The organism is Pseudomonas sp. B21-028 (assembly GCF_024749045.1).
GTDB lineage: Bacteria > Pseudomonadota > Gammaproteobacteria > Pseudomonadales > Pseudomonadaceae > Aquipseudomonas.
Genome location: NZ_CP087184.1, coordinates 5827753 through 5845997, shown reverse-complemented (window position 1 = coordinate 5845997; position 18245 = coordinate 5827753). Strand labels below are relative to the sequence as shown.

Genomic DNA, 18245 nt, shown 5'->3' with positions numbered 1-18245 from the left:
CGGCCAAGCGCAGTACCGTGCGGGTTCTCTTCGAAGGCTGTATTTAAAGTCAGTGAATTCAATAGGTTGCTTACGCCATGTTGCTGATGATCGATAACTACGACTCCTTTACCTACAACGTTGTGCAGTACCTCGGCGAGCTGGGCTCGGAAGTAAAGGTCGTGCGCAACGACGAATTGACCATTGCCGAGATTGAAGCCCTCAAGCCTGAGCGCATCGTGGTGTCACCCGGTCCGTGCACGCCGACCGAAGCGGGCGTCTCCATCGAAGCCATCAAGTATTTCGCCGGCAAGCTGCCCATCCTCGGCGTTTGCCTGGGCCATCAATCGATCGGCCAGGCGTTCGGTGGCGATGTGGTGCGGGCCCGGCAGGTCATGCACGGCAAGACCAGTCCGGTATTTCATGAAGACAAGGGCGTGTTCGAAGGCCTGAACCGTCCGCTCACCGTCACCCGCTATCACTCCCTGATCGTCAAGCGCGAAACCTTGCCTGATTGCCTGGAGCTGACCGCCTGGACCCAGTTGGAAGACGGTTCGGTGGATGAAATCATGGGGTTGCGCCACAAGACGTTGAACATCGAGGGTGTGCAGTTCCACCCCGAATCCATTCTTACCGAGCAGGGCCACGAACTGTTCGCCAACTTCCTCAAACAAACCGGCGGCACGCGCTAAGGACTTTCCATGGATATCAAGACAGCCCTGGGGCGTATCGTTGGTCATCTCGACCTGAGCACCGACGAGATGCGCGATGTGATGCGCGAAATCATGACTGGACAATGCACGGATGCGCAGATTGGCGCATTCATGATGGCCATGCGCATGAAGAGTGAAAGCATCGACGAAATCGTCGGCGCGGTCTCGGTGATGCGTGAGCTGGCGGACAAGGTCGAACTCAAGACCCTGGACGGCGTGGTGGATGTGGTGGGCACCGGCGGTGATGGTGCCAATATCTTCAACGTGTCTACTGCCTCGGCCTTTGTTGTCGCGGCCGCCGGTTGCACCGTCGCCAAGCACGGCAACCGGGCGGTTTCGGGCAAGAGCGGCAGTGCCGACTTGCTGGAAGCGGCCGGCATCTACCTGAACCTGACGCCGGTCCAGGTAGCACGCTGCATCGATAACGTGGGCATCGGCTTCATGTTTGCCCAGACCCATCACAGTGCCATGAAGCATGCCGCCGCACCGCGCCGTGACCTGGGCCTGCGTACCCTGTTCAATATGCTCGGCCCGCTTACGAATCCGGCCGGTGTGAAACATCAGGTGGTGGGCGTGTTCAGCCAGGCGTTGTGCCGGCCGTTGGCGGAAGTCTTGCAGCGCCTGGGCAGCAAGCACGTCCTGGTGGTCCATTCCAAAGACGGCCTGGACGAGTTCAGCCTGGCGGCGCCGACGTTCGTGGCTGAACTTAAAAATGACCAGATCAGCGAATACTGGGTCGAACCTGAAGACCTGGGCATGAAGAGCCAGAGTTTGCACGGCCTGGCCGTGGATGGACCGGCCCAGTCGCTGGAGTTGATCCGTGATGCCCTGGGACGTCGCAAGACCGAGAATGGCCAGAAGGCCGCGGAAATGATCGTGCTCAATGCCGGTGCGGCTTTGTACGCCGCCGACCACGCCAGCAGCCTCAAGCAAGGTGTGGAACTGGCCCATGATTCATTGCATACCGGCCTGGCTCGGGAGAAGCTTGAAGAGCTGGGTGCCTTTACTGCCGTATTCAAAGTGGAGAACGAAGGATGAGCGTGCCAACGGTTTTGGAGAAGATTCTGACTCGCAAGGCTGAGGAAGTGGCCGAGCGCAGGGCTCGGGTCAGTCTGGCCGAGTTGGAAAACCTGGCGCGTGCGGCGGACGCTCCCCGTGGCTTTGCCAACGCACTGATCGATCAGGCGAAGAAAAAGCAACCGGCCGTGATTGCCGAGATCAAGAAGGCTTCTCCCAGCAAGGGTGTGATCCGTGAGCATTTCGTACCGGCCGATATTGCCCGCAGCTACGAGAAGGGCGGTGCGACTTGCCTCTCGGTGCTCACCGATATCGACTTTTTCCAAGGGCACGATGACTACCTGAAACAGGCACGCGCGGCGTGCAAGCTGCCGGTGATCCGCAAGGATTTCATGGTCGACCCGTATCAGATCGTGGAAGCCCGCGCCTTGGGCGCCGACTGCGTGCTGTTGATCGTCTCCGCGCTGGACGACGTGAAAATGGCCGAACTGGCCTCCGTCGCCAAGGATGTAGGATTGGACGTGCTGGTGGAAGTGCATGATGGCGACGAGCTGGAGCGGGCCCTGAAAACCCTCGATACCAAGCTGGTCGGCGTGAACAACCGCAACCTGCACACCTTTGAGGTCAGCCTGGAAACCACCTTGGACCTGTTGCCGCGTATCCCGCGTGATCGCTTGGTCATCACCGAGAGTGGCATTCTCAATCGGGCCGATGTCGAGCTGATGGAAGTCAGTGATGTGTACTCGTTCCTGGTGGGCGAGGCGTTCATGCGGGCTGAAAGTCCGGGGACTGAATTGCAACGCCTGTTCTTCCCCGAGCGTGGGACTCCGGTGACGGGTTCGGCGCTGGATTGACCCGATGCCATCGGTGATTTCTCTTTGCGTCGAAGCTGGCTTGCAAGCCGAACAGGATCTGTTGGCCAGTATCTGCGCTGGCGATGCCGAGTTCGGCCTGCTGTTCTGGCGGCCCAATGATCGTGCGCTGGTGATGCCGCGCCGTTTGAGCCGCCTGCCGGGGTTCGAACTCGCCTGCGAAGTTTCGGCTGCCAACGGCTGGCCTGTGCTGCTGCGCGAAACCGGCGGCGAGCCTGTGCCGCAATCGGCAGCGACCGTCAATATTGCACTGGTCTATGCACCGCCCCGCAGCGAAGGCGACCACGGCCGGATCGAAACGGCGTATCGGCGGTTGTGCGACCCTATCTGCCAGTTGCTGGATGAACTGGGCGGTGTGGCTTCGCTAGGCGAGGTGGACGGGGCGTTTTGCGACGGGCGATTCAATGTCAATCTGGACGGCCGGAAAATGGTCGGCACTGCTCAACGTTGGCGCCAGAGCAAAGGCGGGCAACGCCCGGTGGGGCTGGTGCATGGAGCGTTGTTGCTGGAAAACGAACGCGACTCGATGGTCGCCGCGGTCAACCGCTTCAATGAGGCCTGCGGCCTGGAACAACGCGTGCGTGCCGGGAGCCACATTGCCCTGCATGAGAAATTCCCGGCTCCCCACGCGCTGGAGAGGCTCGCGGGGCTTTATCGGGACTTACTCAGCGCGCTCTAGTGGCCTGTGTGGCTAATACGTGTACTCAAATTAACCGTACGGGCCACTAGCGCGTTCCGAACACCACCATGGTCTTGCCTTTGACATTGACCAGGTTGCGCTCCTCCAGATCCTTGAGTACACGACCCACCATTTCCCTCGAGCAACCGACAATCCTGCCGATTTCCTGCCGGGTGACCTTGATTTGCATGCCGTCGGGGTGCGTCATGGCATCGGGCTGCTTGCACAGTTCCAGCAGGCAACGGGCGACGCGACCGGTCACATCGAAGAAGGCGAGGTCGCCCACCTTGCGGGTGGTATTACGCAGGCGCTGTGCGATCTGTCCACTAAGTACGTAGAGAATATCGGGATCTTGCAGGGATAATTCCCTGAACTTGCTATAGCTGATTTCCGCGACTTCACATTCGATCTTGCTCCGTACCCAGGCGCTGCGCTCCTGCTCCTTTCCCGCCTGTTCGAACAACCCCAGCTCACCGAAGAAGTCTCCGGAGTTGAGATACGCAATAATCATTTCCCGGCCATCATCATCCTCGATCAGGATGGTGACCGACCCCTTGATGATGAAAAACAGCGTTTCGGAACGGTCGCCTGCGCAAATGATGTTGTGTTTGGCTGGGTAACGGCGACGCTGGCAATGCATCAAGAGCTTGTCGAGGTTCTTGATCTTGAGTGTGGGAGTAATGGCAACCATGGTTGTGTCCCGAAATACTGCGCGGTGTGTTGGTCTGGTTTTTTTTATGGGAGCGAGTGGCAAATCGCTACGAGCTGGCGATACGCCAGCGGTTGGGCGCCAGCTTAACAGAGGCACTCTCAATTGATTCGAGAATTTACCTGGTTGGAGATGGCCCAGGCGACCTACGGCAAGGGCTTTCCTGCCGGGGCCCTGTGCTAAGCTGGCGACCCTTTTTTTAGACAGTGGAGTCTTGGCGATGAAGGCACGCATCCAATGGGCTGGCGAAGCCATGTTCCTCGGTGAGTCAGGCAGCGGTCACGTGGTCGTCATGGACGGCCCGCCGGAAGCCGGTGGTCGGAACCTGGGTGTCCGGCCGATGGAAATGCTACTGCTGGGTGTAGGAGGTTGCAGTAACTTCGATGTCGTCAGCATTCTCAAGAAGTCGCGCCAGGCGGTCGAAAGCTGTGAAGCCTTCCTGGAAGCGGAGCGCGCCACCGAAGACCCGAAGGTATTCACCAAGATCCACATGCACTTCGTGGTAAAGGGCCGGGCCCTGAAGGAAGCCCAGGTCAAGCGTGCCATCGAGCTGTCCGCCGAGAAATATTGCTCGGCTTCGATCATGCTCGGCGCGGCGGGTGTTGAAATCACCCACGATTATGAAATCATCGAATTGGGTTGAATCGACATTCAACCATCATAAAAGCGGTGCAAGCTCTGGCGGTCAGAAGCCGACGTCTGCATAATGCGCCACTTTTTTCAGGGCAGTGGCCGGTCTCCTGATCGGTCGCTTGTCTGGACAGACAACCAAAATCGCCATCGCGAAGAGGTGTTAACCGTCCTACGCAGATGCGTCGTTCGCATCTGACGGGCATGCTTGATCACGCGGCCGGGCCGCAATACACAGAGAGTTTTCAAACGGTGAAAAGCAAACTCAAGCTCCATGGTTTCAACAACCTGACAAAGACCTTGAGCTTCAACATCTATGACATCTGCTATGCGGAAACCCCGCAAGACCAGCAGGCCTACGTCGAGTACATCAATAAAGAGTACAACGCCAAGCGCCTCACGCAGATCCTCACGGAAGTTGTCGATATCATTGGTGCCAACATCCTGAACATCGCCAGTCAGGACTATGAACCCCAAGGCGCCAGCGTGACCATTCTGATCTCGGAAGAGCCGGTGACACCGACCGACAGCCAGATCGAAGAGTCCCCGGGCCCATTGCCCGAAATCATCCTGGCCCACCTCGACAAGAGCCACATCACGGTACATACCTACCCGGAAATACACCCGGTGGACGGTATTGCGACGTTCCGTGTGGACATCGACGTTTCGACCTGTGGCGTCATTTCACCGCTCAAGGCGCTCAACTTCCTGATCCATCAGTTCGACTCGGATATCGTGACCGTGGATTACCGCGTGCGTGGTTTCACCCGCGATGTGGAAGGTCACAAGCACTTCATCGACCACGAGATCAATTCGATCCAGAACTATCTGTCCGAAGACACCCGCGACGCGTATCAGATGACCGACGTGAACGTGTATCAGGAAAACCTGTTCCACACCAAGATGCTGCTCAAGGACTTCGAGCTGGACAACTACCTGTTTGGCGATGCCACCAGCAACCTGTCTGCTGAACAGCGTGACCAGGTGGAAGAACGTGTGAAGCATGAAATGCTGGAAATTTTCTACGCACGCAATATGCCGCGCTGAAATTTCGGGTACAAAAAAAGGCGACGGAAGTCGCCTTTTTTCATTGCCTGGAGCACGGGGCGTTTCTGTCAGATCCGATAAGTGCTCTTGGTCATGACCTTCGCCAGCAGGCTCATGCCGAATTTCACCGGCGCCGGAAAGCGGAAACCACCAGCCTCCAGTGCACTTTCGGCATGATGCTCTTCGTCTTCGCGCATCTGCTCCAGAATCGCCCGCGACTTTTCGTCTTCCGCCGGCAATTGGCCCAGGTGTTCATTCAGGTGTTTACACACCTGGTGCTCGGTCGCCGCAACGAAGCCGAGGCTGACTTTATCGCTGATCAGCCCGGCCACTGCGCCGATTCCGAATGACATCCCGTAGAACAGTGGATTCAGCACACTGGTATGGCTGCCCAGCTGGCGAATGCGTTGTTCGCACCAGACCAGATGGTCGACTTCTTCCTCGGCGGCATGCTCCATCGCCTCGCGTACCTTCGGCAGCTTTGCTGTCAGCGCCTGGCCTTGATAGAGCGCCTGGGCGCAGACTTCGCCGGTATGGTTGATACGCATCAGCCCGGCTACATGGCGGGTCTGTTCGTCACTCAGTTGCGCGTCCGGCTGCACGATGGCCGGTGATGGGCGATACGGTTGGCCACTGAAGGGCAACAGCGTGCGCATCGCGGCATCGGCTTGCAACAGCAGGCGGTCAAGCGGCGAGTAGTGACGTTGGGTAGTCATGCTTACCTCCGGAAAAAATCATGGCGGCCAGTTTAACCCAATCGGCCGCTCAGGATTTGCGTTGGGTCAGGGTCTCAACCCGGCGGCCAGTTCATCTGGCGCTGCCCGAGTACGTGCATATGAATGTGATAGACGGTCTGTCCACCGAGTTCATTGCAGTTCATCACCACCCGGAAGCCGTCCTCGCAACCTTGTTCCCTGGCAAGGCGCTGGGCTGTGAACAGGATATGTCCGGCCAGTCCCTTGTCTTCCTCGGTCAGGTCATTGAGGGTGCGAATCGGTTTTTTCGGAATCACCAGGAAATGCACGGGCGCCTGTGGGGCGATGTCGTGGAATGCCAGGACCTGGTCATCCTCGTAGATGATTTTCGCCGGGATTTCCCGGTTGATGATCTTGGTAAACAAAGTATCCACAGCTATTTCTCCCTTTGGTTGTGGAAGTCGAGTGTACTGAAGGTTCGGTGGCTGAGGCTGGGTTTCCATTCAAATTTCATTCAGCGTGGGCAGTACGCCTTGTTGATCAGGCCGGCGATGCTCCGCACCATCCATCGCGAGCCTAGCCGCGGCAGCATGGCGAGCCAGCGATTGCGGCGTCCGGGGATGATGATCGCTCGGTTTCTGTCGAGCGCCCGCACGGCATACAACGCCACTTCTTCCGGGCTCATCAGCAGGTTGCTGTCCTTGAGTTTCTGTTCGTCGAGATGGGCCTTGGCGAAGAAACCGGTCTGGGTCGGGCCTGGGCAAAGGACCGACACCTTGATCGCGCATTTTTTCAGCTCGACTCGCAGGGCTTCGGAGAAGTGCAGCACATAAGCCTTGCTGGCGTAATAGGTGCTCATCCAGGGGCCCGGCCGGAAAGCGGCAATCGAGGCGACGTTCAGGATCTGCCCGCCGCCATGCAGTGCCATGCTATTGCCAACGGCATGACAGAGGCGTGTCAGGGCGAGAATGTTGACTTCGATCAGGTCCTGCTCGGTCATCCAATCCTGGCCCAGGAACGGGCCACAGGTACCGATCCCGGCGCAGTTGACCAGCAGATCGATCTGGCGCTCGCTTTCCTCCAGTTCCAGCAGGAAACCTGAAAGCCGTAGCGGCTCCCCCAGGTCGCAGGCCCGGAAAAGCACCTCCACGCCAAACCGCTGGGTCAGTTCGATTGCAATGCTCTCCAACCGATCACGCTGTCGGGCCACCAGCAGCAGATTGCGGCCGCGCCTGGCCAGGGCTTCGGCCATGGCCAGGCCAATACCACTGGAGGCGCCAGTGATCAGGGCGTAACGGGTCATGCGGTTCTCCATCGCAACGGCCCGTCGCCTGTGGACTTGACTGTCACCGGAACGAAGGGCGCTTACTGTTCCTCGGAGTCTACAGAAGGCGCCTCTGCCTCGGCAGGTTCTTCGGCAGGTTCCGCGACGTCTGCATCCGTGGACTCGCTGCTTTCGTAGCTGCTCAGCGAGCTGGTGTCGTAATCCTGTTCAATGGCACTGAAGACGCCGGCCACTGTAGCGAAGATGATCAGTACGATCATGACGAGCCAGAGCGACGCAAGTACCTTGACCCCGGTGTTGTTACGCGGCGGAGGAGGGCCATAGCGATTGGCGCCTTCATTGCCGGGAGCGAAAATGAGCACAAACGGAAAGACGCTGCCCACGAACGGGATGAGGTTCAGTAGCCACAGCCAGCCGGACCAGCCAAGGTCATGCAGGCGCTGGACGTTGAACTGAATGCTGACGTAGGCAAAGCCGAGGAATACGACCGCTGCCAGCAAACCGCCGACAATCATTGCCGCTATCGAGCCCGAGGTGAAAATCCATGCCGCCCCGAGTGCGAAAGCCACGCCGACCACCACCATCATGACCAGGGTCAGGGCCATGGTCCAGGCCAGGTATCGCAGCCGCCCGATGCGCCCATCGAAGCTGAACGGCTTGAGCGTGGCGTACTCGGCAACGGCGTCGCCGACATGGGCCCGGGGTGGCGCATACGGGGAGGCCGGTTCAATGAGCGATTCAGAATGACGCGCTGTCATTGGCGGTGACGATTGCTGCACTTCGTCGAGATTCAGCTGGAGGGCTGGCTCGGCTTCGATGCGTGCATCGATCCCGCTCTGGTTGAGAGCTTCCAGATACTTCTGCGCCTCGGTCTGGGACAGGTTGCTTTTCAGGGCCACCTTGTGTCCGCCGAACAGTCGTTCGATGGCGCTGATGTCGCTTCGGAACAGATTGGCGAGGTTGAGTTTGGCTGTGGTCGCATCGACGCCCGGCAGCAGGGCTCCGTCGAATACGATATTGAAACGGGTTTCACTCATGCCGGGCATCCTTGTCATTGAAAGTTTGATGTTTGTTTGATCAGGCCGATTTTCAGCGGGGCCATCGGCCGCCAAGCTGTACCGTTCGGGCCTGGGCCTCACGGTATTCTTCATCCAGGCGCGCGACCAACTGGTCGACGCTTGGCAAATCACTGATTTCCCCAACGCCCTGACCTGCGGACCAGACGGTTTTCCAGGCTTTGGCTTCATCGTTCAATGGTTTGAGTTTCGAACCGGAAGCCGCGTCACTTTTGCCTTGCAGGGCAGCCAGGTCAAAACCTGCGTTTTCCAGGCTTTGGCGCATGAAACTCGCCGGCACACCGGACACGGCAGGAGTATGCACGATGTCTGCGGCTCGGGATGTGAGCAACATCTCTTTATAGGCGTCAGGCGCGTGACTTTCAGTCGTGCCGATAAAGCGTGTTCCCAGGTAGGCCAAATCCGCGCCGAGCATCTGCGCAGCCAGAATCTGACGGCCGTGGTTCAGGCATCCCGCAAGTAGTACGGTCTTGTCGAAGAATTGGCGGATTTCGGCGACCAGCGAAAAAGGGCTCCAGGTCCCCGCATGTCCGCCGGCACCGGCGGCAACGGCGATCAGACCGTCGACACCGGCTTCGGCAGCTTTCTCGGCATGACGACGTGTAGTCACGTCATGAAATACCAAGCCCCCGTAGCCGTGGACGGCATCGACCAATTCCTTGACGGCGCCAAGACTGGTGATGACGATCGGCACCTTGTGCTCGATGCAGATGGCAAGGTCGGCCTGGAGCCTCGGATTGCTCTGGTGGACGATCAGGTTGACGGCATAGGGCGCCGGGGTCTCCATGCTTGCCAGGCCCGCTTCGATTTCTTCCAGCCAGGTCTTGAAACCACTGCTTTCGCGCTGGTTCAGTGCGGGGAAACTGCCGACGATGCCATTACGACAGCAAGCCAGTACCAGCCGTGGATTGGAGATCAGGAACATTGGCGCCGCCACGACGGGCAGGCGCAAACGTTGTTCAAGCAATACGGGTAGCGACATTGGAAGTGCCCCGAATGAAGAGTACCGATTGGAGGTTAGAACGGCCGAACGACGACCAGGATGACGATAGCCAGCAATATCAATACCGGTACTTCATTGAACCAGCGATAAAAGACATGGCTGCGGGTATTTTCACCGCGAGCGAAGCGTTTTACCTGGGCTCCGCACATGTGGTGATAACCGATAAGGACCACCACCAGGGTCAGCTTCGCGTGCATCCAGCCACCTTGGCCGAAGTAGGCGCCTGCGTTGAGACTGAGCAGCCAGATGCCAAACACCAGGGTGGCAATCATCGCCGGCCCCATGATGCCGCGATACAACTTGCGCTCCATGACGCTGAAGCGTTCCTTGCTGACACTGTCCTCGCTTTGAGCGTGATAGACGAACAGGCGGGGCAGATAGAACAGGCCAGCGAACCAGCAGACCATGCTGACAATGTGAAGTGCTTTGAGCCACAGATAGAGCATTTTTGATGATTCCCAATTTACGGTCGTTCGATAGTAGTCATTCATGCGGCCACACGTCACCTTGGCGGTTGTCGGCAAGCCGCGCGGCCCCTATCATCGACGGCTTTCCAGTGGTTCGTTGAGGGCAGGTTTATGGTCAAGGTCGGTATCGTCGGCGGCACGGGTTACACCGGTGTCGAACTGCTGCGTCTATTGGCACAGCACCCACAAGCTGAGGTGGTGGTCATTACCTCCCGATCCGAGGCTGGCCTGGCTGTTGCCGACATGTACCCGAACCTGCGAGGCCATTACGATGGCCTGGCGTTCAGCGTTCCGGACATCAAGACCCTGGGTGCCTGCGATGTGGTGTTCTTCGCTACGCCTCATGGTGTCGCCCACGCCTTGGCGGGTGAACTGCTGGCTGCCGGGACCAAGGTCATCGACCTGTCGGCGGACTTCCGCCTGCAGGACGCGGATGAGTGGGCCAAGTGGTACGGCCAGCCCCACGGTGCCCCGGAACTGTTGGACGAAGCGGTCTATGGCCTGCCGGAAGTCAATCGCGAGAAAATCAGACAGGCACGGCTGATCGCGGTACCGGGTTGTTATCCAACCGCTACGCAATTGGGCTTCCTGCCGCTGCTTGAGGCCGGCCTTGCCGATGCCTCGCGGCTGATCGCCGACTGCAAATCCGGTGTCAGTGGCGCCGGTCGTGGCGCCAGCGTTGGTTCGTTGTACTCCGAGACATCGGAAAGCATGAAAGCCTACGCCGTCAAAGGTCACCGCCATCTGCCGGAAATTCGCCAGGGTCTGCGCTGGGCGGCGGGCAAGGACGTCGGCCTGACATTCGTGCCGCACCTGGCGCCAATGATCCGCGGCATCCATTCCACGCTGTACGCAACCGTTGCAGATCGCTCCGTGGACCTGCAGGCGTTGTTCGAGAAGCGTTATGCCGACGAACCGTTCGTTGACGTAATGCCCGCCGGCAGCCACCCGGAAACGCGCAGTGTAAGGGGTGCAAATGTCTGCCGGATTGCGGTGCATCGTCCACAGGACGGCGATCTGGTCGTGGTGTTGTCGGTCATTGATAACCTGGTCAAGGGCGCGTCCGGTCAGGCGGTGCAGAACTTGAACATTCTGTTCGGCCTGGATGAGCGACTGGGCTTGTCCCATGCGGGGATGTTGCCTTAGTAGCGGTTTCGAGCCAGAAGCTGCAAGCCTCAAGCTTGCGGCTTAAAGCTCGAAGCTTGCCGCTGCTCTTGTAATAGTTGACCAATTTTCTAGGAGAAGCGGATAATGCCCGCCATTAGGCATTATGGCGGCGTCAGCGCCGGGAGATATTCAGCATGAGCGTCGAAACCTTCACTCCCACAGCTTTGCAATTCACCCACGGTGCCGCGCACAAGGTGAAGAGCCTCGTCGATGAAGAGGGAAATGATCGTTTGAAGTTGCGCGTCTTCGTGACGGGCGGCGGTTGTTCGGGTTTCCAGTACGGCTTCACGTTCGATGAAGAGGTGGCCGAAGATGACACCATTGTCGAGCGCGAAGGTGTGAGTCTGGTGGTCGATCCCATGAGCTTCCAGTACCTGGCCGGTGCCGAGGTGGACTACCAGGAAGGTCTGGAAGGTTCACGCTTCGTGATCAAGAACCCGAACGCTACTACCACTTGTGGTTGCGGTTCTTCGTTCTCGATCTGATCCGCCAACAGCTTCAACAAAACGCCGCGGTGCCTTAGGCCCTGCGGCGTTTTGCTGTCCAGGGATCAACCAAGCGAGATCAAGCGGGGTAGATGGCGCCGAGTACGCGCAAGCCGCGTGCGCCCGTAACGCTTGGGCGATTTGCAGGAATGTTTTCCAGGCAGCAATGCGCGAGCCACGCAAAGGCCATGGCTTCAACCCAGTCCGGGTCTACGCCGTAAGCAGCCGTGCTACTGACCTTGGTGCCTGGCAGGAGATCGGCCAGGCGCTTCATCAACGTGCGGTTGTGCACTCCGCCACCGCAGACCAGTAATTCATCAGTATGCGGTTGGGCGCTTTGCAGTGATTCGACTATGGTCAGGGCCGTCAACTCGAGTAACGTAGCCTGCACGTCTTCGGCAGCGAAAGTGGGCAAATGCGACAGATGCCGGGTCAGCCAGGGCAGGTTGAATACTTCCCGTCCGGTGCTTTTTGGGCCCTTGGTCAGAAAGAAAGGGTCGCTGAGCAGGGTCTTGAGTAACGTCGGTTCTACCTTGCCGCTCGCTGCCCACTGACCGTCGCGATCGAAATGCTCATGGCGCTGTTGGTGAATCCAGGCATCCAGCAATACGTTGCCGGGGCCACAATCGAAACCGGCCACGGACTTTTCAGGTTCTATCAGGCTGAGATTGCTGAAGCCGCCGACGTTCAGCACGGCGCGGTGGCCGATCTGCCCTTCAAACAGCGCTTCGTGAAAGGCGGGGACCAGCGGCGCGCCTTGTCCGCCGGCGGCAACATCACGGCTGCGGAAATCGCTGACGACGGTAATGCCGGTCAGCTCGCTCAGCAGTGCCGGATTGCCAATCTGCACGGTAAAGCCGCGTGCTGGCTCGTGACGGATGGTCTGGCCATGACTACCAATCGCTCTGACATCCTCCGGCTTGAGTTTCTGGCTAGCGAGCAGGGCATGAATGCCTTGTGCCGCCAGTCGTACCCAGTTCTGCTGGGCAATGGCGGAGCGGGCGATCTCGTCGGGCCCGCTGCTGCACAAGCCAAGCAGCTCGGTGCGCAGCGCATCGGGCATGGGAATGTAGTGCGTGGCGACCAATCTGATCGCCGGGGTCAGTTCAACCAGCGCGATGTCCAGGCCATCCAGGCTGGTTCCGGACATCACACCCATATAGAGCGCCATGGCTTAGCGTTTGCTCGAGGCCAGCAGCGTGGCTTTCTCTTGATCCATGCGAGCCATCAGGGGTTGGCTTTGAGCCAGGAAGCGCGCGCGCTCGGATTTGGCGATCGGATCGGCCATCGGCAGTTTCTGGCCGAGTGGATCGACGTGAACGCCGTTTACCTGGAACTCATAGTGAAGGTGCGGACCGGTGGACAGGCCGGTGGTACCGATATATCCGATCACCTGGCCTTGCTTGACGGTGCTGCCCGTTTTCACGCCTTTGGCGAAGCCCTGCATGTGACCGTACAAGGTGCGATAGGTGTTGCCGTGCTGGATGATCACCGTGTTGCCATAACCGCCACGACGCCCGGCCAGCAGTACCTTGCCATCGCCGGCAGCCTTGATGGGCGTGCCACGGGGAGCGGCATAATCGACGCCCTTATGAGCGCGGATCTTGTTCAGGATCGGGTGCTTGCGACCTGCGGAGAACTTCGAGCTGATGCGGGCGAAGTCAACCGGTGTACGGATGAAGGCCTTGCGCATGCTGTTGCCGTCGGCGGTGTAGTAACTGCTGTTGCCTTGTTTGTTGACGTAACGCACTGCGGTGTATGTCTTGCCACGGTTGGTGAAGCGCGCGGAAAGGATTGGACCGTTGCCAACGCTCTTGCCATTGACCACTTTCTGCTCGTAGATGACATCGAATTCGTCGCCCTGGCGAATATCCTGGGCGAAATCGATGTCGTAGCCAAAAACATTGGCCATGTCCATTGTCAGGCTGTGGGAAAGGCCGGCGCGTGCGGCCGATTGCGATAGCGAGCTGTTGATCACGCCATGAGCGTACGCCGAGCGCACGGTAGGCTTGGCGGTCGTGCGGTTGAACACATAGCCCTTGTCATTTTTGGTCAGGGTAATGCTTTCCAGATCGCTCAGCCGGGTGTGCAGACTGGTCAGTTGTCCTTCCGGGTCGAGTTCGAATTCGAGCTTCTGGCCGTGTTTCAACTGGGCGAATTGCCTGGCTTGTTTGTCGCTGTCCAGAACTTCATGGACTGAGGCGGCGGGCAGGCCAACCTTTTCGAAGAGGGTGGAAAGCGTGTCGCCCTTCGCTACGATCACCTCATGGTGGCCCGGTTTTTTCTTCTCTTCCTCGGCTGGAGGCTGTGCCTGGGCAGCTTCGGTCGTGTCTTCGGCGCTATCGTCTATCTGCGCAAAAGGGGAGGCGGCCGGTTCGTTTGTGGCTTGAGCGGCTTCGGCAGCGTCTTGTTCTTGTGTCAGTTGTTCAGCAGGACTTTCCAGTTCAAGACTCAGAGTCGTCTTTTTGGCTTCAACATCGCTGGAAGGAAACACCAGGAGCGCCAGGCTAAGGAGGGCTGCAATGCCGCTGGCGGCAAGCAGGTGGGTCTTTGGGTAAAGCGGCGGCGCTTTAGACGGTTTTGTGGTCATAAGTAATTTGGCTTTTGAAAATATGAATTGGAAAAGATGAATGACATGATGAAGATGAAATAACTGTATAAAATATAACCAAATCCCCTGCGAAGCAAGCCCGCACGCGCTCTGCTTGCGGATTGGTATCCGCGCGCCGGGCAAACCTTGTATTTGGTGCGCGATCTTGTATGGTTGGGGCCCTTTGAATCTGAGCCTTGCGGGTCTGTTATGAAGTCGGTTGAAGAGCAGCTAGCGCTGATCAAACGTGGTGCGGAAGAACTGTTGGTCGAGTCCGAGCTGGTCGAGAAGCTCAAGCGCGGGCAGCCGCTGCGTATCAAGGCTGGTTTCGATCCGACGGCGCCCGATCTGCACCTGGGCCATACCGTGCTTATCAACAAGCTGCGCCAGTTCCAGGATCTGGGGCATCAGGTCATCTTTCTTATTGGTGACTTCACAGGGATGATCGGTGATCCGAGTGGAAAGAGCGCAACGCGTCCGCCACTGACCCGCGAGCAAGTGCTCGATAACGCCGAGACCTACAAGGCTCAGGTGTTCAAGATTCTCGATCCGGCCAAGACCGAAGTGGCTTTCAACTCCACTTGGATGGATCAGATGGGGCCGGCGGATTTCATTCGCCTGACGTCCCAATACACCGTGGCTCGCATGCTCGAGCGCGATGACTTCGATAAGCGCTACACAACCAATCAACCAATCGCCATCCATGAGTTTCTCTACCCGCTTGTGCAGGGCTACGACTCGGTCGCATTGCGCGCGGACGTTGAGCTCGGCGGTACGGATCAGAAGTTCAACCTTTTGATGGGGCGCGAGCTGCAGCGTGGTTATGGGCAGGAAGCTCAGTGCATCCTGACCATGCCGTTGCTGGAAGGTCTGGATGGGGTGAAGAAGATGTCCAAGTCGTTGGGCAACTACGTTGGCATCCAGGAAGCGCCGGGAGTGATGTACGGCAAGCTGGTTTCCATTCCTGACGTGTTGATGTGGCGTTATTTCGAGCTGTTGAGCTTCCGCTCCATGGATGAGATCAATGCGTTCCGCGCAGATGTCGAGGCGGGAGCGAATCCGCGGGATATCAAGATCAAGCTGGCTGAGGAAATCGTTGCTCGCTTCCATGGTGAAGAGGCTGCGACCAATGCCCATCGTGCGGCGGGTAACCGCATGAAAGATGGCGAGCTTCCGGATGATCTGCCGGAGATCGAGCTGTCTGCTGCCGAGTCCATGCCGATCGCTGCCGTCCTTAATAAGGCAGGGTTGGTCAAGAACGCGGCAGTGGCGAGGGACCTCCTGGGTTCGGGTGGGGTGCGTATAGATGGTGAGGTTGTGGATCGCACCTATATATATGAGCTGGGCTCCACCCATGTCTGCCAGGCGGGCAAGAAGGCTTTTGCGCGTATCACGCTGAAATCCGAATAAGACTGCAAATAGATGTTGACGGCAGATTTTGAGTCTCTATAATTCGCCCCACTTCCGGCGCAGTCGAAACGGAAAACTCCTTGAGTTTCAATGAGTTAGATGTTTTCTGGCAGCGCAGGACTTCAGTTCATCGAAGTCCGGAAGGAGTCGGCAGGGCAGGTTGTTTGGCTCGGTTTGACGGTTCGATCTTCTCGGTCGAAAGCGGTGAAAAAGAGGTGTTGACAGCAGCGACCAACGCTGTAGAATTCGCCTCCCGCTAACGAGAGATCGAAAGCGCAAGTGGTTGAAGTTGTTGAGGTTTTGGAAAGCAAAACTTTGAAAACTTCTAAAATAACCGCTTGACAGATACACGGGGCGCTGTAGAATGCGCGCCTCGGTTGAGACGAAAGGCTCAACCCACCGCTCTTTAACAACTGAATCAAGCAATTCGTGTGGGTGCTTGTGGAGTCAGACTGCTAGTCAACAGATTATCAGCATCACAAGTTACTCCGCGAGAAATCAAAGATGTAACCAACGATTGCTGAGCCAAGTTTAGGGTTTTCTCAAAACCCAAAGATGTTTGAACTGAAGAGTTTGATCATGGCTCAGATTGAACGCTGGCGGCAGGCCTAACACATGCAAGTCGAGCGGTAGAGAGGTGCTTGCACTTCTTGAGAGCGGCGGACGGGTGAGTAATGCCTAGGAATCTGCCTGGTAGTGGGGGATAACGCTCGGAAACGGACGCTAATACCGCATACGTCCTACGGGAGAAAGCAGGGGACCTTCGGGCCTTGCGCTATCAGATGAGCCTAGGTCGGATTAGCTAGTTGGTGAGGTAATGGCTCACCAAGGCGACGATCCGTAACTGGTCTGAGAGGATGATCAGTCACACTGGAACTGAGACACGGTCCAGACTCCTACGGGAGGCAGCAGTGGGGAATATTGGACAATGGGCGAAAGCCTGATCCAGCCATGCCGCGTGTGTGAAGAAGGTCTTCGGATTGTAAAGCACTTTAAGTTGGGAGGAAGGGCCATTACCTAATACGTGATGGTTTTGACGTTACCGACAGAATAAGCACCGGCTAACTCTGTGCCAGCAGCCGCGGTAATACAGAGGGTGCAAGCGTTAATCGGAATTACTGGGCGTAAAGCGCGCGTAGGTGGTTCGTTAAGTTGGATGTGAAAGCCCCGGGCTCAACCTGGGAACTGCATTCAAAACTGTCGAGCTAGAGTATGGTAGAGGGTGGTGGAATTTCCTGTGTAGCGGTGAAATGCGTAGATATAGGAAGGAACACCAGTGGCGAAGGCGACCACCTGGACTGATACTGACACTGAGGTGCGAAAGCGTGGGGAGCAAACAGGATTAGATACCCTGGTAGTCCACGCCGTAAACGATGTCAACTAGCCGTTGGGAGCCTTGAGCTTTTAGTGGCGCAGCTAACGCATTAAGTTGACCGCCTGGGGAGTACGGCCGCAAGGTTAAAACTCAAATGAATTGACGGGGGCCCGCACAAGCGGTGGAGCATGTGGTTTAATTCGAAGCAACGCGAAGAACCTTACCAGGCCTTGACATCCAATGAACTTTCCAGAGATGGATTGGTGCCTTCGGGAGCATTGAGACAGGTGCTGCATGGCTGTCGTCAGCTCGTGTCGTGAGATGTTGGGTTAAGTCCCGTAACGAGCGCAACCCTTGTCCTTAGTTACCAGCACGTTATGGTGGGCACTCTAAGGAGACTGCCGGTGACAAACCGGAGGAAGGTGGGGATGACGTCAAGTCATCATGGCCCTTACGGCCTGGGCTACACACGTGCTACAATGGTCGGTACAGAGGGTTGCCAAGCCGCGAGGTGGAGCTAATCCCACAAAACCGATCGTAGTCCGGATCGCAGTCTGCAACTCGACTGCGTGAAGTCGGAATCGCTAGTAATCGCGAATCAGAATGTCGCGGTGAATACGTTCCCGGGCCTTGTACACACCGCCCGTCACACCATGGGAGTGGGTTGCACCAGAAGTAGCTAGTCTAACCTTCGGGAGGACGGTTACCACGGTGTGATTCATGACTGGGGTGAAGTCGTAACAAGGTAGCCGTAGGGGAACCTGCGGCTGGATCACCTCCTTAATCGACGACGGCAGTTGCTTCATGAGCTCCCACACGAATTGCTTGATTCATTGAAGAAGACGATTGGGTCTGTAGCTCAGTTGGTTAGAGCGCACCCCTGATAAGGGTGAGGTCGGCAGTTCGAATCTGCCCAGACCCACCAATTACTGGTGCACCCTGTAGCGATACGGGGCCATAGCTCAGCTGGGAGAGCGCCTGCCTTGCACGCAGGAGGTCAGCGGTTCGATCCCGCTTGGCTCCACCATTACCGATTGGTGACCCTCGTTAAAGCTTAGAAATGAGCATTCCATCAAGACGATGCTGAATGTTGATTTCTAGTCTTT

The 18245-nt window shown here is 57.7% G+C and carries 18 protein-coding genes, 2 tRNA genes and 1 rRNA gene; 12 read left to right on the top strand and 9 right to left on the bottom strand.

What is annotated here, in order from left to right:
* Positions 1–77 precede the first annotated feature (77 nt).
* Genes LOY35_RS25470 through LOY35_RS25455 form a run of 4 tightly spaced genes read left to right on the top strand, consistent with a single transcriptional unit; the run spans position 78 to position 3260 of the window.
* A complete protein-coding gene (locus LOY35_RS25470; RefSeq protein WP_019693903.1) occupies positions 78–671 on the top strand; it encodes an aminodeoxychorismate/anthranilate synthase component II in 594 nt (197 codons plus the stop codon).
* Positions 672–680: 9 nt separating this feature from the next.
* Positions 681–1730, top strand: coding sequence for an anthranilate phosphoribosyltransferase (gene trpD / locus LOY35_RS25465; protein WP_258628530.1), 1050 nt, complete (start codon positions 681–683; stop codon positions 1728–1730).
* Positions 1727–2563: an indole-3-glycerol phosphate synthase TrpC gene (gene trpC, locus LOY35_RS25460; RefSeq protein ID WP_258628528.1), complete on the top strand. Its 837-nt coding sequence runs from the start codon at positions 1727–1729 to the stop codon at positions 2561–2563. The genes trpD and trpC overlap by 4 nt, the downstream gene beginning before the upstream one ends.
* A gap of 4 nt (positions 2564–2567) precedes the next feature.
* Positions 2568–3260, top strand: a complete 693-nt coding sequence (locus tag LOY35_RS25455; RefSeq protein ID WP_258628526.1) for a lipoyl protein ligase domain-containing protein — start codon at positions 2568–2570, stop codon at positions 3258–3260.
* A gap of 46 nt (positions 3261–3306) precedes the next feature.
* Here LOY35_RS25455 and crp read toward each other — a convergent pair whose 3' ends face one another.
* Positions 3307–3951 carry a cAMP-activated global transcriptional regulator CRP gene (gene crp, locus LOY35_RS25450; protein WP_258628524.1) on the bottom strand — a complete coding sequence of 215 codons (645 nt, stop codon included), beginning with the start codon at positions 3949–3951 and terminating at the stop codon, positions 3307–3309.
* 238 nt (positions 3952–4189) lie between these two features.
* On the opposite strand from crp, the gene LOY35_RS25445 reads away from it, so the two are divergent.
* Both LOY35_RS25445 and speD read left to right on the top strand, forming a co-directional pair.
* Positions 4190–4612: an OsmC family protein gene (locus tag LOY35_RS25445; RefSeq protein ID WP_003206127.1), complete on the top strand. Its 423-nt coding sequence runs from the start codon at positions 4190–4192 to the stop codon at positions 4610–4612.
* Positions 4613–4851: 239 nt separating this feature from the next.
* Positions 4852–5646, top strand: coding sequence for an adenosylmethionine decarboxylase (gene speD / locus LOY35_RS25440; RefSeq protein ID WP_024777437.1), 795 nt, complete (start codon positions 4852–4854; stop codon positions 5644–5646).
* Between the two features lie 68 nt (positions 5647–5714).
* On the opposite strand, the gene coq7 is transcribed toward speD, so the two are convergent.
* From coq7 to hemJ, 6 genes are all read right to left on the bottom strand, one after another.
* Positions 5715–6362 carry a 2-polyprenyl-3-methyl-6-methoxy-1,4-benzoquinone monooxygenase gene (gene coq7 / locus LOY35_RS25435; RefSeq protein ID WP_258628522.1) on the bottom strand — a complete coding sequence of 216 codons (648 nt, stop codon included), beginning with the start codon at positions 6360–6362 and terminating at the stop codon, positions 5715–5717.
* A 74-nt stretch (positions 6363–6436) separates the two neighbouring features.
* Positions 6437–6775: a histidine triad nucleotide-binding protein gene (locus LOY35_RS25430; RefSeq protein WP_047702266.1), complete on the bottom strand. Its 339-nt coding sequence runs from the start codon at positions 6773–6775 to the stop codon at positions 6437–6439.
* Between the two features lie 80 nt (positions 6776–6855).
* Positions 6856–7644, bottom strand: coding sequence for an SDR family oxidoreductase (locus LOY35_RS25425; protein ID WP_258628518.1), 789 nt, complete (start codon positions 7642–7644; stop codon positions 6856–6858).
* 62 nt (positions 7645–7706) lie between these two features.
* A complete protein-coding gene (locus tag LOY35_RS25420) occupies positions 7707–8663 on the bottom strand; it encodes a DUF805 domain-containing protein (RefSeq protein ID WP_258628515.1) in 957 nt (318 codons plus the stop codon).
* 52 nt (positions 8664–8715) lie between these two features.
* Positions 8716–9684: a nitronate monooxygenase family protein gene (locus LOY35_RS25415; RefSeq protein ID WP_258628509.1), complete on the bottom strand. Its 969-nt coding sequence runs from the start codon at positions 9682–9684 to the stop codon at positions 8716–8718.
* A 35-nt stretch (positions 9685–9719) separates the two neighbouring features.
* A complete protein-coding gene (hemJ, locus tag LOY35_RS25410) occupies positions 9720–10151 on the bottom strand; it encodes a protoporphyrinogen oxidase HemJ (protein WP_041023620.1) in 432 nt (143 codons plus the stop codon).
* 132 nt (positions 10152–10283) lie between these two features.
* Between hemJ and argC the strand changes: the two genes are divergently transcribed.
* Together argC and erpA are read left to right on the top strand one after the other, a co-directional pair.
* Positions 10284–11318: an N-acetyl-gamma-glutamyl-phosphate reductase gene (argC, locus tag LOY35_RS25405; protein WP_258628504.1), complete on the top strand. Its 1035-nt coding sequence runs from the start codon at positions 10284–10286 to the stop codon at positions 11316–11318.
* A gap of 155 nt (positions 11319–11473) precedes the next feature.
* Positions 11474–11824, top strand: a complete 351-nt coding sequence (erpA, locus tag LOY35_RS25400; RefSeq protein ID WP_003177727.1) for an iron-sulfur cluster insertion protein ErpA — start codon at positions 11474–11476, stop codon at positions 11822–11824.
* 79 nt (positions 11825–11903) lie between these two features.
* On the opposite strand, the gene LOY35_RS25395 is transcribed toward erpA, so the two are convergent.
* Positions 11904–12995 (bottom strand): anhydro-N-acetylmuramic acid kinase, encoded by a 1092-nt coding sequence (locus LOY35_RS25395; RefSeq protein WP_258628501.1) that lies wholly within the window; start codon positions 12993–12995, stop codon positions 11904–11906.
* A 3-nt stretch (positions 12996–12998) separates the two neighbouring features.
* Entirely contained in the window at positions 12999–14414 is a 1416-nt protein-coding gene (locus LOY35_RS25390) for a peptidoglycan DD-metalloendopeptidase family protein (RefSeq protein ID WP_258633731.1), read from the bottom strand.
* Positions 14415–14624: 210 nt separating this feature from the next.
* On the opposite strand from LOY35_RS25390, the gene tyrS reads away from it, so the two are divergent.
* The 4 genes from tyrS (at position 14625) to LOY35_RS25370 (ending at position 18166) form a co-directional block, all read left to right on the top strand.
* Positions 14625–15824 (top strand): tyrosine--tRNA ligase, encoded by a 1200-nt coding sequence (gene tyrS / locus LOY35_RS25385; RefSeq protein ID WP_258628495.1) that lies wholly within the window; start codon positions 14625–14627, stop codon positions 15822–15824.
* A 561-nt stretch (positions 15825–16385) separates the two neighbouring features.
* Positions 16386–17922, top strand: a 16S ribosomal RNA gene (locus LOY35_RS25380).
* Positions 17923–17987: 65 nt separating this feature from the next.
* A tRNA-Ile gene (locus LOY35_RS25375) sits at positions 17988–18064 on the top strand.
* A gap of 26 nt (positions 18065–18090) precedes the next feature.
* Positions 18091–18166, top strand: a tRNA-Ala gene (locus tag LOY35_RS25370).
* The last annotated feature ends 79 nt before the right edge of the window (positions 18167–18245 follow it).

What these genes read in the sequence shown, in the direction of transcription:
- LOY35_RS25415 (WP_258628509.1), bottom strand. Translation starts at nt 9,684, where the DNA reads ATGTCGCTACCCGTATTGCTTGAACAACGTTTGCGCCTGCCCGTCGTG.
- LOY35_RS25445 (WP_003206127.1), top strand. Translation starts at nt 4,190, where the DNA reads ATGAAGGCACGCATCCAATGGGCTGGCGAAGCCATGTTCCTCGGTGAG.
- LOY35_RS25390 (WP_258633731.1), bottom strand. Translation starts at nt 14,414, where the DNA reads ATGACCACAAAACCGTCTAAAGCGCCGCCGCTTTACCCAAAGACCCAC.
- crp (WP_258628524.1), bottom strand. Translation starts at nt 3,951, where the DNA reads ATGGTTGCCATTACTCCCACACTCAAGATCAAGAACCTCGACAAGCTC.
- LOY35_RS25455 (WP_258628526.1), top strand. Translation starts at nt 2,568, where the DNA reads ATGCCATCGGTGATTTCTCTTTGCGTCGAAGCTGGCTTGCAAGCCGAA.
- erpA (WP_003177727.1), top strand. Translation starts at nt 11,474, where the DNA reads ATGAGCGTCGAAACCTTCACTCCCACAGCTTTGCAATTCACCCACGGT.
- LOY35_RS25395 (WP_258628501.1), bottom strand. Translation starts at nt 12,995, where the DNA reads ATGGCGCTCTATATGGGTGTGATGTCCGGAACCAGCCTGGATGGCCTG.
- LOY35_RS25425 (WP_258628518.1), bottom strand. Translation starts at nt 7,644, where the DNA reads ATGACCCGTTACGCCCTGATCACTGGCGCCTCCAGTGGTATTGGCCTG.
- LOY35_RS25470 (WP_019693903.1), top strand. Translation starts at nt 78, where the DNA reads ATGTTGCTGATGATCGATAACTACGACTCCTTTACCTACAACGTTGTG.
- coq7 (WP_258628522.1), bottom strand. Translation starts at nt 6,362, where the DNA reads ATGACTACCCAACGTCACTACTCGCCGCTTGACCGCCTGCTGTTGCAA.
- trpD (WP_258628530.1), top strand. Translation starts at nt 681, where the DNA reads ATGGATATCAAGACAGCCCTGGGGCGTATCGTTGGTCATCTCGACCTG.
- argC (WP_258628504.1), top strand. Translation starts at nt 10,284, where the DNA reads ATGGTCAAGGTCGGTATCGTCGGCGGCACGGGTTACACCGGTGTCGAA.
- tyrS (WP_258628495.1), top strand. Translation starts at nt 14,625, where the DNA reads ATGAAGTCGGTTGAAGAGCAGCTAGCGCTGATCAAACGTGGTGCGGAA.
- LOY35_RS25420 (WP_258628515.1), bottom strand. Translation starts at nt 8,663, where the DNA reads ATGAGTGAAACCCGTTTCAATATCGTATTCGACGGAGCCCTGCTGCCG.
- trpC (WP_258628528.1), top strand. Translation starts at nt 1,727, where the DNA reads ATGAGCGTGCCAACGGTTTTGGAGAAGATTCTGACTCGCAAGGCTGAG.
- hemJ (WP_041023620.1), bottom strand. Translation starts at nt 10,151, where the DNA reads ATGCTCTATCTGTGGCTCAAAGCACTTCACATTGTCAGCATGGTCTGC.